This window comes from Segatella copri DSM 18205 (assembly GCF_025151535.1).
GTDB classification, from domain to species: domain Bacteria; phylum Bacteroidota; class Bacteroidia; order Bacteroidales; family Bacteroidaceae; genus Prevotella; species Prevotella copri.
This window is the reverse complement of sequence record NZ_CP102288.1, coordinates 499,196-516,541: the sequence shown is the minus strand read 5'-3', so window position 1 is coordinate 516,541 and position 17,346 is coordinate 499,196. Positions and strand designations below refer to the sequence as shown.

The window sequence follows — 17,346 nt, the reverse complement described above, 5'->3', positions numbered from 1 at the left end:
ACTACATGATTGCTACCAAGTTGCAAAAAATTATTAGTATATTTGCAGTCGAAAAGAAAAAAGAGCTGACCATGAGGTCATGCCCCCAAAAAAGAACAAGATTAAAACAAGGAAAGATATATGAAATTATCAGAACTTAAAACAGGTGAAAGCGCCGTTATCGTCAAGGTATCAGGACACGGTGGCTTCAGAAAGAGAGTCATCGAGATGGGATTCATCAAGGGCAAGAAGGTAGATGTACTCCTTAACGCCCCACTCCAGGACCCAGTGAAATACAAGATTATGGGTTACGAGGTGTCTCTCCGACACAGCGAAGCCGACCATATCGAGGTGGTTTCCATTGATGAAGCCAAGAACGATGCAAAGCTCAGTAAGGCGGAAGAAGAAGACCGCCAACAGGTAATTGCCTCTAAAGTAGTAGATTCCAACGATAGCGACGAGCAGGCGCTCGGCGACAAGATGCTCGTGGCTGAAAGAAAAGACAATGCCAGCAACGAAGCCCTGGCTGAACAGGAAGCAGAAAGACTCCACCGCGTCATCAACGTGGCACTGGTGGGAAATCCAAACTGCGGCAAGACTTCCCTCTTCAACTTTGCTTCGGGTGCTCACGAACGCGTAGGCAACTATAGCGGTGTAACCGTGGATGCCAAGGTGGGCGAAGCCGATTTCAACGGCTACCACTTCAATCTGGTAGATTTGCCGGGTACCTATTCCCTCTCGGCTTATTCGCCAGAAGAACTCTATGTGCGCAAGCAGCTCATCGAGCATACGCCGGATATCGTCATCAACGTCATCGACACCAGCAACCTGGAGCGCAATCTCTATCTCACCACACAGTTGATAGATATGCACATCCGCATGGTCTGCGCCCTCAATATGTTTGATGAAACCGAGAAGCGTGGCGATAACATCGACTACGACAAACTGGGCGAACTCTTCGGTATCTCGATGATTCCTACCGTCTTCACCAATGGCCGAGGCGTGGACAAGCTCTTCGAGACCATCATCGAACTCTACGAAGGCAAGGAAGATTCCAGCGCTCATTATCGCCATATCCACATCAACCACGGACATGAGATAGAACATGGTATCGAGCATATCCAGAAATATCTGAAGGCAGATGATTCCATCCGCCAACGCTACTCTACCCGATACCTCTCCATCAAGTTGTTGGAGAATGATAAGCATGCTGAGGAATACGTAAGCCATCTGAACTCTGCAAAGGAAATCTTCGCAGCCCGTGATGAGGCAGCCAAACGTGTGAAGGAAGAGAGCCAGGAGGATAGCGAAACCGCCATCATGGATGCCAAATACGGTTTTATCCATGGCGCATTGCAGGAAGCAGGCTATGAACCGGGCAAGGCAAAGGATACCTATCAGGTAACCCACCTCATCGACAGCATCCTGACCAATAAATATGTAGGCTTCCCGATCTTCGTCCTCCTGCTGTTCATCATGTTCTCAGCCACCTTCGTACTGGGCGAGATTCCTAAGGGATGGATTGAGGACGGCGTGGCATGGCTGGGCGAGTTCATCAGCAATACGATGCCGGATGGACCAGTGAAGGATATGCTGGTAGATGGTGTGATTGGTGGTGTAGGTGCCGTGATCGTGTTCCTGCCACAGATTCTGATTCTGTATTTCTTCATCTCCTATATGGAGGATTCGGGATATATGGCTCGTGCCGCCTTCATCATGGACAAGCTGATGCACAAGATGGGTCTGCATGGCAAATCATTCATTCCGCTGATTATGGGATTCGGATGTAACGTACCTGCCGTGATGGCAACAAGAACCATCGAGAGTCACCGTTCGCGTCTGATTACGATGCTGATTCTGCCATTGATGAGCTGTTCTGCTCGTCTGCCAATCTACATCATGGTCATCGGAACGTTCTTTGCCATCCAATACAGTTCGCTCATCATGGTATCGCTCTATCTCATCGGCATCTTCCTAGCCGTTATTCTGAGCCGCATCTTTGCCAGTTTCGTGGTGAAGGGCGAAGATACCCCATTCGTTATGGAGCTGCCTCCTTACCGCTTCCCTACCTGGAAGGCGATAGGCCGACATACCTGGGAAAAGGGTAAGCAGTACTTGAAGAAGATGAGTGGTATCATCCTTGTGGCAAGTATCATCGTCTGGGCTTTGGGCTACTTCCCTCACAATGAGGAACTTGATACCCAGGCACAGCAGGAGCAGAGCTATATCGGCAGAATCGGTAAGACCATCGAGCCTATCTTCACCCCACAGGGTTTCGACTGGAAACTGGATGTGGGCTTGGTTTCCGGTGTGGGTGCCAAGGAGATTGTAGCCTCAACAATGGGCGTGCTCTACAGCAACAACGACAGTTTCTCTGATGATCAGGATTACAACGATGAAGACGGAAAATACGAAGTCTTGAAGAAGCAGATGACTTCCGACCTGAAAAAGACCTACGGTTACAGCGATGCCGAGGCAGCAGCGAAGGCAACGCTCACCGCCTACTGTTTCCTCCTCTTTGTATTGCTCTACTTCCCTTGCATCGCCACCATCGCCGCCATCAAGGGCGAGACGGGCAGTTGGAAATGGGCAGGCTTCGCCGCCGGCTACACCACGCTATTGGCATGGGTAGTATCAGCCCTGGTCTTCCAGATAGGAAGTTTGTTTATCTAATAAAGGTGTCTGCGTTAAGAAAACAAACAAAGAGAGCGCACAACACCTGAACGACAGCCGCACAACACCTGAGCGACGCTCGCACAACACCTGTTGTGCAAGCGCACATCAGCTGTTGTGCGGCTTACTATATAATATCTCCAGAAGACTTATTCTATATATCTGAAAGACTACAAGTAACTGTTCGGAAGACTTTTGTCATATACTAGAACGTTATCAGTCATATACCTGAACGACATCAATCATATCATTAGAAGACATCAACCGTATCCTTATTCAGGATAATCTCTTTCCTACCTTTGCGGCAACAAATGCTATCATCAGACCCAGGCAGGCGGCAATGCTGATGGCAATGCGGAGACCGGTAGCCTCAGCAAGCCATCCGATAACCGGAGGTCCTACCAGGAAACCGAAGAAACTGATGCTCGAAACGATGGTAATGGCGATGCTCGCCTTGATGGTTCCCAATTTTCCGGCGATACTGTAACAGATAGGAACCGACGAAGAGATGCCGAAACCTACCAGCAGGAAACCCAAGGTGGCAGGAATGAGATAAGGCAAGGCAGCAGCCAGCCACAAACCGCCCAATATCAAACCACCACAAACCTTCAATACTCTGGCTGGACCGTATTTCGTAACAAACCCATCAGCCATGAATCTACCCAACGTCATCGCACCCATACCAGCCACATAGCCCGCACGGATAAAAGCCTCATCGGGTTTTACTACTGATGAAAAATATACGCTACTCCAATCGTAAACGGTACCTTCACAGAACATGCCTGCAAATCCCATCAGTCCCAAAAGGAACAGAATCGGGTCGATGGTCTTGAAAGAAAACTTCGGAACATCCTCCTCTTCTGCTTTCGCCATGGCATCATTAATCAGAAAGCGGAAACCGACAGCAATGATGAGAATACTCAGAGCCAGGATAGTTCCAAAGTGGACATCTATCGGGAGCAAAGTGTTGGCAAAGATGGCACCGATGATACCACCGGAGAATCCACCCAGACTCCACAGACCATGAAACGATGACATGATGTTGCGCCCATACATCTTCTCTACCAGACATGCCTGCGTATTGGTGGCAATGTTCATCAGATTCGCCATCATTCCGAAAGCAATAAGACTCAAAATCAGATGAAAAACCGTAGTACTGCTACCGATGCAGAAAAGAACCAGGACATAGAGCACCTCAGAGAGAACCAGCATCTTCTTGCTGCCAAATCTACTCACCAGGATACCCGAGAAAGCCATCATCAGAAGTTGGCCGATAGGAATGGCGAAAAGCACCGTTCCCAACTGGCCGTTGCTCAGATGCAACATCTGTTTTACATCCGGAATACGGCTTGCCCAACTGGCAAACACCACTCCCGGCACAAAATAATAAGCCGCAACCGCCACTCGCTTGCGCGCCAAATCACTTAAATTACTCAAACTGACTGTCATCCTTAATAATAATACCTATTATAAATACTCTTTTCTATTAGCGGCTGCAAAATTACAAAAAAAAAACAGAAAAAGACTGATATTTGAACAATAAATGTTGCGCCGTTTGAGTTTTTTGCCATACCTTCGCACTTGCCCTCACTCTGGCGATGCCAACCCTACCCGCCTTCGCCCAGAAGGCGATGAGCAAAGATGCCCAAGGTAGTTGGGTAAATTTGCCCAACGCCTTGGGCACTAGCGGGCATTACCTTATCGTGACTGTTCCTGATTTCAGTAGACACTTTTTACTTTATAAACTAGAAAGGTAGACACCATCACTTTCATAAAACTGAAATAGTAGACACTCTGCCTTTACTTAGCAATAAGGCTTAAAAAGTTCACTTTTTTTATAAAAAGTTTGGAAAAGCCGATAAAAAAGATTATATTTGCAACATAAATCAAACTGTATCGCTTATGCTTAGCAAGAATGTACAAGAAATGATACCCAAGATACAGCAGTATCTTGCTAGCCAGCCCATAGAAAAGGCTTGGCTGTTTGGTTCATGCTCTCGTGGTGAAGAAACTCCGAAGAGCGATGTTGACTTGTTGGTAAGATACCAAGACAGTGACTCCATGTCTCTGTTCGATATCTCTGGAATCATGGTAAATCTCAAAAAGATTATCAAGCGCCCTGTAGATTTAATAGAAGAGGACTGTCTTCTTCCTTTTGCATCAAAATCAGCAAACCGAGATAAAATATTGATTTATGAGAGAAAAAGTTAAAGACAAAGGAAGGCTTGAACATATTCTCCAAGCTTGCAATGATTTACTTGCCTCAAAAGACAAGTACACATTTGATGCAGTTAAAGACGATCCTATTATCTTTTATGGTTTCGTCAAGTTAGCAGAAATCATAGGTGAAGCCTCTTATATGCTTACAAAGGAATTTCGAGCGAAACATACAGAGATTCCTTGGGAGCAAATGATAGGTTTAAGGCATGTTTTGGTGCATGGATACTATACTATTAAACCAAAACAGCTTTGGAATATCATAGAGAAGGATATTCCTGTTTTGATGCCGCAAATCAAGCAACTTCTTGATTCTGAGAAGTTTACAGAAGAATAAGCAAGAACAAGGCGTGGCAATAGGTGGCAATAGGTGACAACAAGAACACGTCTTATTGCCACCCATTTCTTTCTGTGTATCAATTATTTACAATCTGCGTGGCAGATGTGACAATAAAATAGAAAAACTTTTTCCTACATATACTGCAAAATCATATCAACCATCGTTTCCAGATAGCCTTTATCATCCTTAAACAGCACATGATTCTTTTGGAATTCACCTTTTTCAAATGGATTCTTCAACCAAAACTCAACCTGCTCCATTGGCGTATTGCTGATAATGAAACTGTTCAACATCAGATGAGCGTTGCCCAACTGAGAAGCCACTTCTGTCTGTAAATACTTGAAGAGTTGAATCTTATCATCCTCCAATCCTTTAAGATTGCGAATACCTTTCGGGTCGATGAAGGTGATATATTGCTTCTCTCCATCCAATATCCATAAGATAAAATCAGGATAGAAGTTGTTTGCTTCAAAGAAACCCAACCCCCTCTTACTCTCATTGCGAAGCAGATAAACCTGCTTACCAGCCAGCACATCGTCTTGACGAGCCTTACAATATTCATGGAAAGAAGTAACAAAGTTCTGTTCTCCCAAGTTTAATGCCACAGGAGACACCTTCAACTTTGGCTCACCAGTTACAACATCTACATAAGGACGATTACCATTGGTATTTTTCTCTGCAAGAAAGACCAAAGGCTTATACAGATGTTCCTCCACATTCAAAGCCTTGAAATAAGGAGGATCAAGAACCAAGTCTTTACCAAATTCATTGGCCTCCACCTGCTCCTGCAATGTTTTCAAATGATTCATCACATTAAGCAGGTCGTTACGAACCTCTATTTCATATTCATCAGGCATACCTATATTATAATAGGTAACGCGTGTCTCCTTCAGATGCTTTTGCTCTTCCTTCGACTTGGCCTTCTTGTAAGCCATATCCATATAGCCACGGAGCAGACTGATTGTAACATCCTGCCACAACTCCACATTCTTTCCAAAATCATGAAAGTTCAAACGGTCTTCAGGAATTGACAATTCGTACCAGGAAGGATTTGCCATCAGATACTTCAAGTCTTCCAATCGCAATTCCAGATTATACCAACCTCGCTCTGCCTTCATACCCTGCAAGGCAAAGAACACTTCCGTCCAGTCTATCCAATTCAGATGCTCCTGTCCCAAAATACCTATATAGCGACTTGCAGCATTAGCAGTTTGAACATTCTTGCTTCTCAACAAATCCACCTTTGGATATTTGTCCAGTTTTACATTCACCTTTTTCATCAGGCTTTCATCGGCAGGTTCCACCACGGCAGACTTCTTGAAGTTATAGCCATCTACGACTTTCGGCAATGAAAGATGAAGAGCATCTAAATCAACAGACTTAATGGTTTTAATGACAATCTTCTCATAGTCTATCTCATTGGTTGGCAAACCTTCATCCTCCAAATATGCCTTGAAGGCTTCCATATAATCAGCCCGCACGCCAAAGATATTCAGAGTCTCTATGGTTGACAAATTCTTTGGAATCATCTCGTCCTGATAGCAGGCATCCAGCATCTTGCTTCGCTTCAGGGAATATCTGTATCCCTTCAGACGAACACCACGACCGAAAAGCTGAATAATCTCAGAACCTTCGCTGCGTCCCACATTCATCAGACCCATCACGGAAACTCGCCAACTGCTCCATCCCTCAGTAAACTTCTTGGAACCAATCAGGATGTTGACAGTTGAATCTTGAGAATTGATATTATTGAAGAGGCTGGAAGTTCCGAATGCTTTCGTTTCGCAAAGGAATCCTTTATCCTGCAAGAGTTTCAACAATTCCTTACCATCACCCACATTGATGACCCCGAAATAATCCTTAGTACTTCCTACTCTCAATCCAATCTCCTCAAAACCTCCTTTTTGAAGATCGATATGAAGTTGGGCACCATGGATATTGGAGTGGAAAAGATTCCGCAGGATAGCATCGTAGATGTTCTCGGCAAACTTCTGTTTGTCATCTTCTACGAGATAACCACCTTTAAGCGCCAGGAAAGAGTTGCCAAATACAGAATAACCATTCTTTGTTTTCAATCCATCTTCCGAACTGAGCAAACGACGGATATAACCTGAAAACTCTGTACGATTCCGGATAAAATCCTGCAAGAACAAGAGTATCTGAGTTACATCCGATACCTGATTCTTATTTTCCTTGCTCACAGCCTTTACGCTACTTCCCACAAATATTCCCAATGGCTTTTCCACCAGAAACCTGTTATGAATCCGCACATCACTCTGATAGATTTTAGTCTGTTCATAAAGACATAGCAAATATGCCGTGAGATACATATTGAGCAAATCATCATCATTCCAGTCGTTCATATTCATGATACGATAATCCTTGCCATATCCATCGGCATAGAAATAACGATAGGAATAATCAAAAAGTGTTGCCTTACCATATTGGTCGAACATCGCCTTCCGGTCTTTGGCATTACTTTTTGCAGAAATGGCTTGACCAAAGGTAGCGGAATACTCAAAAGAGAAGCCTTCCTCGGTCAACTTCTGGCGATACCCCATCCAGACATCACCACTGGAACCTTTGTGACCTTCATCTACCAATACTAGGTTGTTGCCCTCGAAAGCCTCAACAGCTACAGTTTTATCTCCATCCTTATCTGCCAATTTATTGATGTCGATGATTTCTACAGCCTTGCCTTGAAACAAACCACCAACACCCTGCTTGCTGAACATAGCAACATCCATATTAGAAGCCTTCAACTCTTCATAATGCTGACGACTCAATCCTTCATTCGGAGTCAATACGATGATGCGGTTGAGTTTCTTGGCATGATGAATCCTGGCATACTCCTGATATTGCTTGATGTTGACATGCATCAGCAGAGTCTTGCCCGAACCGGTAGCATTCCAATAAGCCAACTTATTCAAGTCATCAACCGTAAAGTCGGGCAACTCGTGCCAGGTTTCTGCACGATGATTGAAGTCATCATGCAGAAAACGATTCAGGTTGTCGCAAAGAGCCTGCGGATTACTGAAATACTGGTCGAGATAGATTTCCGTGAACAAGAGGGATAGATACTGGAAGTACTTCCACTTGATTGGTTCACTTCGCTTCTCGTTAATCTCATCAGTAAACTTCACGATATGCTGGTCGTAAAAGTACAACTGTTCTATGGACAAAGGACCTGTAGCATAGAGCTTATGACAAAGCTCATGATAGAGTTTTGACTCGTGGTCATCATTCAATCCTTCGTATGCAGGATCCTTGAGGTCACGAGACAAAGCCTCCAAGTCCTTACAGCCAAACAGCTGCAAGATATAATGAAACAGGACCAGTGCCTGCTGCAGTTTTCCTTTCTTCTGTATTTTCTTAGCCATAATAAGACCTATTCAAACATTCTCTTCTTAAATTCTTCCTCAATGAGTACTACTTTCCAATGCTCCTCATCCGTCTTGATATTCGGTAATGTATTATCACCATTTACATAAATCTTATCGAACTCTGAGTCTGTGGTGCAGTAGGCTTGCTTACGGAAGAATTCATTCAAGTCTTCGTTGCTCACCTTCTCGCAATCTCGCCAAATCACCAAGGTTCGCTCGTTGCCGATATGGGTAGTTCCCTCTACCACACAGTAGCCATCCTTAGGATAACGGAGCGTCTCTACATTCAGACCGATAAGGTAGTTGAAGGTTTCCACCATATCAACATGGGTATCTACCAACTCATTATCCTTGGTTGTCTTGATAGACATGGCAAACGGATTCTTAAACCATTCCAGGTTAAAGAGATCTCCCTTGGTTTCAGTATCGAGCATATAACGGAGGAAATAGGTTTCCTCGAAATCTCCCTTGCCATTCCCGTTATCGAAGTCGAGTCGCTGGTTCTTCGGCTGCAAATTATTTAGGGTATCCTCATATTGCTCCAGACGGATGTACTTGAAGCATTGAGAAATGCCTTTACGGGAAACAGGCTTGTCTAATTTCCATTCAGAAGAATAGATAACATTTTCTGCTCGTCGTAACGTCTTCTCATTAAAATATGAATAGTCACTTTGAATAGCTATATACTTATGGCTAGACTTTGAATTTAAACAAGCATGAACAATAGTAGCAGATCCCGCAAAAATATCAAGAATATAATCGCCATCATTAGAAAGCATTTTAATTAATCTTTCAAATAACTTAACTGGCTTTTTTCCATTAGGAAGTTGAACTCCACCCTCATTATGCACATTGTTAATACCTATGTCGGTCCAAATATCTCCTTTAGGTTGGACTGGCATAAGATGCTCTTCAATAGGTTTCATATAAGATGAGGCAAACAACACATCTTCACCATTTAGAATATATTTTTGCAGTCCTTGCGCTGTTGTAATTCTTCTAACTAAACCATCTTTGGGGGTATTTGCAACAGCATCATCTACAGCGGTTCTAAAGATACAAGAAGCATTATCTATTCTAAATTTGTCAAAACTAGCTTTATCATTACAGTCCACTCCAAACTCTTTAGCTTTTGCACGGACTGTAGTTTTTGTCCAATCTTTAGGATTATCAGAATTATTAAATTCCATCCAAGATACATAACGACTAAAAACATCATCCCAACTACAAGGTTCATATATAGGATTCAATGTAGATTCACTCCCTTTTGTTGCAGTAACTATTTGTTCTTTTATCTTTGGTATTTTTTTGTCAATATGTGACATCTTCATTCCACTAAGATGCGACATCTTTACGCAAATTTGGTTAATATTGCTCCAATCTTGCATTGACATCATATTCACTAAATTATATAATTCAATATCATTTATGTTAAGAGAAATCCATGCGTTATCTCGCATCAAAGAGTATGAAAGTTTTAATCTTTCTGACATTAAAGACAACCAAGAGGAATCGGCGTAATTGTCTTTATACAAGAAATCGTCACCACCTGTATTGTATGGAGGATCGGTAATAACTGCACCTATTTTTCCTCTATACTTCTCCTGCAACAAATCCAAAGCCTGGAAGTTCTCACTATTAATCAGCAATCCATTACACTCCTCATCTACTTTCTCCATACTTCCCACAAGTTTATGCTTGAACTCGGCACTAAAGAACTTAGTGTCAAGCACAAGGAACGGATTGTCTTCCAGGAACTTTTCTGTTAATGGCTCACTATAGCCCTCGGTCATCATATCCCCTTTGATTTCATCGATGGCAAAGAGGCGAACCCATTCTTTACGCTGCTCATCATTAGCAATAATCTCTGGGTAAAGGGTACGAGGAATTCGGTCGAGTGTGATACAATAATCACAACCGACTACAAACTTTTTCTTGAGCCACAACTTCTTTTGGAAGTCTTCGAGCTGGGCAAGGAAGGTGATAATCTTCTCTCCTACCAACTTGATGGCTTTCACTTGTGCCAAATGCTCCATGATATGAGTGGCATCCAAATCATCCAAGAACATCACCTCATTTTTGATATAGAAATCAAGTTCTCTACGCAGGAAAACGCCCAAGTCTTTGTGGATGAAATAATCAAAATTGTTCTTTGCCGTATAGTCTTGCAGATGCTTCATCAGCAAAGTGCGTTCCTTATTCTTTTCTGTTGGCATCTTTTCATTAACCAACTCCGCAAAGTCAGCATATTTTCCTTCTGTAAACGAAGAAATAATCTTAGCCTCAGCATCCTTGACAAGTGCATCCTGCTTGGTAGTCTTCGGCATCAATTCATAAGTAAAGAAAATATTTAACTCATCATTTTCCTCTGCGATACAGTCCTCTTCACAAAGTTGGAAACGGCGCTCCATATTGTTGGCAGCCTTGTTGTTGTTCTGCTCAGTATCCGCATCACGAAGAACAAAGTGTACCTTACGACGGCTGGTCGGCAACACGAACGAGTAATTCTTGAAATACTCAGAAGTCTTGATGTAATACTGGTCGGCATTTGCCCAATACAACTTCACTTCCTCACCGCTATAAGGAATGGCATAGGCATCGTCCTTATAGCGACGTTTAGAGATAAAATCGCCACCCTCATAATAACGGCTAAAGAATTTAGCCAAATGAGAAAATACCTCATTCTCCATGGCAGAAATATCAGTTCCTGCAGCAGTTTGAGCCTTCAAAATCTTTGTAACTTCAGGAACAAGGCGATTGTTCAAGAACGCCTCGATATCCTTACGCTTCTGATTCATAATGCGATATATACCAAAGTCGAGTTCGGCTTGGTCGAGTTGCAGTATTTCTGCAAGTATATCTCTAAATTTCTGTTCGTATTGTGTCATTGTTTATTTCTTAGTTATATTATTTTTGCTTTGATTCCGTTTCATTTCTTTAAAGTCCAATGCACGCAGAAGAGTTCTTCTTCCGTAATATGCTGCTGGATAAATGCCTTCACTTTGTCTATCATTCCGTCTCGCTTCTCCTCTATCTCATCTTCCAGATTAAAGATTTCGGCTCGCTTACGCTTCTGCTGACGAGTAAGGGTATTCAATTCCTTTTCCAGGGTCAATGTTTGCTGTGCATTCTCCGAACGACTCAAAAGTCTTTTCTTCTCCTTGATTTTAGCCTTGATGTCTTTCAGTTCATTCTCCAAAGTGAGCTGCTGGTCTTCTGCCCATTTCTCGATATGATGGATTTCAGCATCAAGCAAAGCCTTGTTTCGTTCTTCTATCTGAACGGTCAAGGCTGCTCGCCGGTTATCATACAGGGAAGCCAGCTTCTGGCTTGCTTCCTCCTGCACACGAACATTTCCGGTACTTATCGTTGGAACATTCAATAGTTTTTCTGCAAACTCCTGACCTAAAGCCGTTCCATCTTCCGCAAGTGCCGTCAGCACAATGTGCTGTTCCTGTTGTCCTTCGGATATAAAAGAAACAAGATGAGCCTGTAGCCATCCACTTTCATAAGCACATTGTTCTATATCTGCCACCTTATAACGATATAGGCTATAATCGAAGAGGAGATTCTGCAGACTTTGCTCATTCTGCTTACACAAAGCAATGACCTTTTGAGCCAAAGGATGCGACAAACGATAATTGATGTATTGCGATTGCAGCGTAGTTATCTGATACATGCCACATTCTGCTGCCACATCAGGATAAGGATTGTGCTTCAAGCGAAAAACGAGATTAGTTTCATCTACCACTTCTACATTCTCCTTACCAAGCGTAGCAATGGTTATCGTCCAAAGCCAGCGATGGAACTTATTCAGATTTCCCATATCCTTGCCTTGGCGAATCTTCAGCAGTCCCACCACATCCTCATCAAAGTTTTCAAGCAGTTGCTTGCGCGTATCTTGCATCGTTGCCTTGATACTCGCATCCATCTCTTGCTGAATCAGGTCGAAGGCAGCATTGATTTCTTCAGGAGTACGGCACTGCTGATAGATGTTGAGCATCCGCTTCTCGAAGTCAACCCCCGACTCGATGCTACCCAACACCTCATCACTCGAACCGAAGACACCATCAAAGAGATGGAATTTCTCAGAAAGCAGTTGGAACACACGCACATCAGCTGCATTTGCCTTGTTAATGAAGTTGAAAACCACCACATCATTCTTCTGTCCATAACGATGGCATCTACCTATGCGCTGTTCCACCCGCTGAGGATTCCACGGCAAATCATAATTCACTATAAGTGAACAAAACTGAAGGTTGATACCTTCGGATGCCGCCTCGGTAGCAATCATGATTTCGGCTTCGTCTCTGAAATAATCTACAATAGCCTGGCGCTTGTTTGCCGACAAAGAAGGGGTAAAGGCTGATGTGCCTATATTCCGCTCTTTCCATGCCTTATATATCTTCCGGGAAGTTTCATCATTGTTGGAACCATTGAAGAGGACTATCTTGCCCATATAACCATTCTCCTCTAAAAGCTGTTTCAGATAGAGCTGGGTACGGGCACTTTCCGTGAATATCAATGCTTTGCGGTTGGCTCCCAACTCTTCCATCTTCTGAAAGCCGGTATGGAGTGCCGACAAGAGGCAATCACCTTTTTTATTACTACTGATACTATTGGCAAGATCATATAGACGTTGGAGTTCCTTGATTTCATCCTTGATACCTTCTATCTCATCGGAAGTAAGGATTTCTCCTTCCTGTTCGTTCTCATCCTGCTCATTCCATTCATCCCAATCATCGCCCAACATATCTTCGGCAACCATAGCTATTTTTCCATCTTCCCCATACCAGCCTTGCGGTTTATCGGCAGAATATGGAGCAATCTTGGTCTGCAAACGGTCGATAAGCGTTTTGAGCGTATAGCCGATGGCAAAGGTTGAGGAAGACATGAGTTTGCGGAATATCAGCGTAATCAACTGACGTTGACTGGTTGGTAATCCGTAAGTATCATCACGGCGAAGATACTCGCTGATTTGATTATAGAGTTTCTGCTCTTCAACAGCAGGATAATATTCCTGCGCCATCGGGATACGGGAAGTATATTTTACATACTCCGTAACCTGTTTGCGAAGCGTGCGATGCACGATGGGGCGAAGACGCCTGCGAAGATCACCAAAAGCAATATCATCGTTTTTGTTACTATAGCAATACTGAGCCTTGAAACTCTTCAAGTCACCAAAGTAATGGTCATCGATGATACTTACCAGACCATATAATTCCTCAATGTTATTCTGAAGCGGAGTGGCGGTAAGGAGGAGTTTATGACTATCAGAAAAAGCGGATTTCAGACGGGAAGCCATCGAAGGGGTTGCCTTATAAACGTTGCGTAGTTTATGAGCCTCATCATAAACCACCAGGTCCCAATGAGTGCGCGACAAGATTTCGGCTTGTCTGGAAGCAAACTGATAAGAGCAGATATAGATTTGCTTGCCATCGGAAAGATGGTCCAAAGAAATCCCCTTTTTCTTTTCGAGAATAAAAGAATCCAGAAAGAACTTTTCCTCCAGCTCCATGCTCCACTGTCGGCGAAGGGTAGCTGGAGCAACGATGAGGATACGACGCTTACGTTCAGCCCAAAACTGGCTGATAACAATACCAGCCTCTATCGTTTTTCCCAATCCCACCTCGTCGGCAAGGATAACACCTTTGGAGAAAGGAGACTGGAATGCAAAAAGAGCCGCCATCACCTGATGGGGGTTCAGATCGACACGTGCCTCCGACAAGACACCCGTCAACTTATCATCATCTGCACCGCCCCTATTGCGTGACAACTGCCAGGCATAATACAAGAGCTGCGCAGATGAATAAGGGATTTCCTGTTTCATCGTCGCTATAGAAAACTATGAGCGTTGAACTTTATTCTGGAAGTACGAGCCACAAGCAAAAAATACCTGAGAGCATGATACAAAAGAAGCGTGAGCTTCACTTATCATACTCTCAGGCATTTGGCGTGGCCCTCCCAACAGATAAGTTCAGCCCACGCTATAGCGCAGGCATTCACTTATTCTATTGTTGGGAAATACATCTGTTAATCGCCAAATTTCGAGAGTATTCCGAATATCGTAAACGCTTTGTATATTAATATGTTATATGTCTAAAGTTTATTCTTTCTGTTTCTTATTATTCTATTTTATTTGTTCAACTTATGTTACAAGGGAGCAGCCACCTGCGGCAACCTCTCCCCTTTCGAGGGCAAAGTTACAAAAAATAAATGAAATATGCAACTTAATACCTCAAAATATCTTTTACCGAGTAAATTTTACTTGAAGCATCAAAAGAGAATCTTTATATTTACAACATTATCAGTCCTGCTCCTTATTGGCTTGTTGTTGCATAAAAATCTCTTTTTGCCGCTCTATTTCGTGTCGAAGCTGCTCTTCGGTTGGCAGATAAGTCAAATACTTAGCTTGAAACAATTGCTTATTCTCCTTCAAGATAGAATACTTTGCCATATCCTCACTTGTCTTCGAACACAAAATCAAGCCTATCGTCGGATTATCACCATCCGTTCTTTTCAACTCATCATACATTCTGACATACATATCCATCTGCCCAACATCTTGATGAGATATCTGGGTAGTCTTCAAGTCAATCAACAAAAAGCATTTCAAGATATAGTTATAAAACACAAGGTCTATATAGAAATCTCCCATATCAGTATGAATATGCTGTTGGCGAGCAACAAAGGCATAACCTTTACCCATTTCCATGATGAACTTCTGAAGATGAGTAATGATACTTCCTTCCAACTGCGACTCTGAAAAATCAGAATTAGGTGCAAGTCCCAAAAATTCTGCCACTACTGGATTCTTGATAAATTCCAATTTGTCCTTTTGCATAGGAGCAGTAATTTCTTTCATCTCATTCTCCACTACAATTTTATTCTGCGATTGCAATAGACGGTAATAATATTGCGAAGCAATGTTTCGACGAAGCGTTCTCACACTCCAAGTCCCCACAAATGCCTCGTGGGCATACCAATTACGAGCAGCCTCATCATCTATATCCAGAAGCTGACAGTAATGGGTCCAAGAAAGAAGCTCAGATTTTCCAATCGGTGATTGGAAAATGTTTGGGAAAGTCTTATAGAATCTTGTAAAGTTATATAAATAACTCTTAGTAAATCCCTTACCATATATACTAGTAAGCTCCTTCGAGAGATTCTTTATGACTTCACGCCCATATTCTGCACGATTTTCCCCCAACAAGATTTGGGTCACCAGTAAAAGTGTGTGGATTAGGCATAGATCTTCATTAGTCTGAAGAGAAAGAACTTACGGTCAATAATACCTCTGAGTTGTGCTCTGAAATGCTTGATCTTTGCATTGAGGGATTCTGCTGATGCATTGGTAGAGCGATTGACAAAATAGTTAAGGATCTCATCCTCACGGTCGTACATGGCGGCAGCAATATCATTGAACGATTTGTTGCCGAAATCACCGACCTTCGAGTACCATGAATGCAGGCTGACAGCACCTTGCTCCTTAGTACACCTCTGCGAGAATATCATTCGAAGAGAGTGGGTAAGCGAGAAAGCCGTCTTTATGTCCGGAAACTCACGGAACAGTATTTCTGCACGTTCCTTCTGTGTGCCTGTCCATTTCTCGGGTGACATCATAAGTAGCCCCTTACTGCGTGCAAGGAGTTCTGCACGAGTCTCTCCGTTCTCAAGTCTTTCGGGATAGTACCTTGCATTGCGCCTTATGGCATTGCCCTCCTCATCCACAAATGGACCATCGTTCTCCTGCAGCTGGCGCATCATCAGACGGTGCTCTTCCCTAGCATTGGCATCAAGTGTCATCTGCTCACGCCTATACTCTCTGCGTACCTCTTGCAAGGCTTCAAGACAAAACTGCTGATGATGGAACCGGTCGAGCGTACGCATAGCCTTCGGAAAGCATGTCTCTACTATGTTGTGCATACTCTCAGAGAAGTCGAGAGTAACCTCTTCCACGCTCATTCTCAACGCTTACGGTATCTTCATCAATGCCTTTATGACATCCTTTGCCTTAGTGCCCTTGACTACAGCAATAAGGCATCCCTTGCGACCATGTGCATCCTTGTTCGAGGCTATTGTGTATACCTCTCCCGTGGACAAGCATGTCTCATCTATGCTGACGTGAGGACTTATGTTCTCCGGGAAGATGAGCCACTCGTCAGCATGGCCTAGTTCAGACCATTCACGATAGCCGCTTAGGTGGTCCTTGTAGGCTCTGCCATACTCATCACCGTCTATGTGATAGTCATCCTCAAACGAACGGGCCGTTATAGGGCGCGTCTCCAAACGCTTCTTTTAAAAAATCCGCCAACTCGGTTGAGCAGCGGGTGGACTCCTGAATGAGATTGCATTCGGTCATCACGTTGTGACCATCTGCATCAAGCCATCTGCGACGGCGCACGTGAAGCAGTACTTCCTGACCTCTAATCGGAAAGTCGTGAAACACACTTTCGCGTGTAAATCCATTGGGGCGCAGGTCTTCTCCGTCGTCAGGTTTCTGCTCGTTCTCATCGAGATAAAGGTGAATCACCTGTGTGTCACCTTTCTTCTCGACACGTACAGTCTTCAAGTCAAACCAGTCAAGCATGCGGGCTGGCAATAGGCATTCCGCTAAGAGTCTATACTGTTCCATTTTCTTCTAACGTTTACTCTATAAACGTACACCTGCTTGCTTTTATTGTGCTATGCTATCCACACGCTTTTGCAAGTGACCCCAAGATTTCCTCGCTAATACGTTTGCCAAGCAACCAA

At 43.5% G+C, this 17,346-nt stretch carries 9 protein-coding genes and 2 pseudogenes; 3 read left to right on the top strand and 8 right to left on the bottom strand.

Annotated features, from left to right (window positions below; translation table 11 throughout):
* The first annotated feature begins 120 nt into the window (after positions 1 to 120).
* The gene (gene feoB / locus NQ544_RS02045; RefSeq protein ID WP_006846419.1) at positions 121 to 2,652 is read left to right on the top strand and encodes a ferrous iron transport protein B; all 2,532 of its coding nucleotides are present in this window, start codon (positions 121 to 123) and stop codon (positions 2,650 to 2,652) included.
* A 276-nt stretch (positions 2,653 to 2,928) separates the two neighbouring features.
* On the opposite strand, the gene NQ544_RS02040 is transcribed toward feoB, so the two are convergent.
* Entirely contained in the window at positions 2,929 to 4,089 is a 1,161-nt protein-coding gene (locus NQ544_RS02040; RefSeq protein ID WP_040552695.1) for an MFS transporter, read from the bottom strand.
* A 465-nt stretch (positions 4,090 to 4,554) separates the two neighbouring features.
* On the opposite strand from NQ544_RS02040, the gene NQ544_RS02035 reads away from it, so the two are divergent.
* Positions 4,555 to 4,863 (top strand): nucleotidyltransferase family protein, encoded by a 309-nt coding sequence (locus tag NQ544_RS02035; protein WP_006846416.1) that lies wholly within the window; start codon positions 4,555 to 4,557, stop codon positions 4,861 to 4,863.
* Positions 4,847 to 5,206: a HepT-like ribonuclease domain-containing protein gene (locus NQ544_RS02030; protein WP_006846415.1), complete on the top strand. Its 360-nt coding sequence runs from the start codon at positions 4,847 to 4,849 to the stop codon at positions 5,204 to 5,206. Before NQ544_RS02035 ends, NQ544_RS02030 begins: the two co-directional genes overlap by 17 nt.
* A 134-nt stretch (positions 5,207 to 5,340) precedes the next feature.
* Here the strand turns inward: NQ544_RS02030 and NQ544_RS02025 are convergent, their stop codons facing one another.
* The 7 genes and pseudogenes from NQ544_RS02025 to NQ544_RS02000 all read right to left on the bottom strand — a co-directional run bounded on the left by NQ544_RS02025 (position 5,341) and on the right by NQ544_RS02000 (position 17,227).
* A complete protein-coding gene (locus tag NQ544_RS02025; RefSeq protein ID WP_006846414.1) occupies positions 5,341 to 8,589 on the bottom strand; it encodes a DEAD/DEAH box helicase family protein in 3,249 nt (1,082 codons plus the stop codon).
* A gap of 8 nt (positions 8,590 to 8,597) precedes the next feature.
* On the bottom strand, positions 8,598 to 11,480 hold the full coding sequence (locus NQ544_RS02020) for a DNA methyltransferase (protein WP_006846413.1): 2,883 nt from the start codon (positions 11,478 to 11,480) through the stop codon (positions 8,598 to 8,600).
* 41 nt (positions 11,481 to 11,521) lie between these two features.
* On the bottom strand, positions 11,522 to 14,422 hold the full coding sequence (locus NQ544_RS02015; protein WP_006846412.1) for an SNF2-related protein: 2,901 nt from the start codon (positions 14,420 to 14,422) through the stop codon (positions 11,522 to 11,524).
* Positions 14,423 to 14,899: 477 nt separating this feature from the next.
* Positions 14,900 to 15,457: a PDDEXK nuclease domain-containing protein gene (locus tag NQ544_RS14015; RefSeq protein WP_436286502.1), complete on the bottom strand. Its 558-nt coding sequence runs from the start codon at positions 15,455 to 15,457 to the stop codon at positions 14,900 to 14,902.
* A gap of 99 nt (positions 15,458 to 15,556) precedes the next feature.
* Positions 15,557 to 15,817, bottom strand: a pseudogene (locus tag NQ544_RS14010) (DUF1016 N-terminal domain-containing protein); the annotation flags it as partial.
* A 17-nt stretch (positions 15,818 to 15,834) separates the two neighbouring features.
* A pseudogene (locus NQ544_RS02005) lies at positions 15,835 to 16,881 on the bottom strand (ISAon1 family transposase).
* Positions 16,847 to 17,227 carry an ISAon1 family transposase N-terminal region protein gene (locus NQ544_RS02000; RefSeq protein WP_006847878.1) on the bottom strand — a complete coding sequence of 127 codons (381 nt, stop codon included), beginning with the start codon at positions 17,225 to 17,227 and terminating at the stop codon, positions 16,847 to 16,849. Before NQ544_RS02000 ends, NQ544_RS02005 begins: the two are co-directional and overlap by 35 nt.
* Between the last annotated feature and the right edge of the window lie 119 nt (positions 17,228 to 17,346).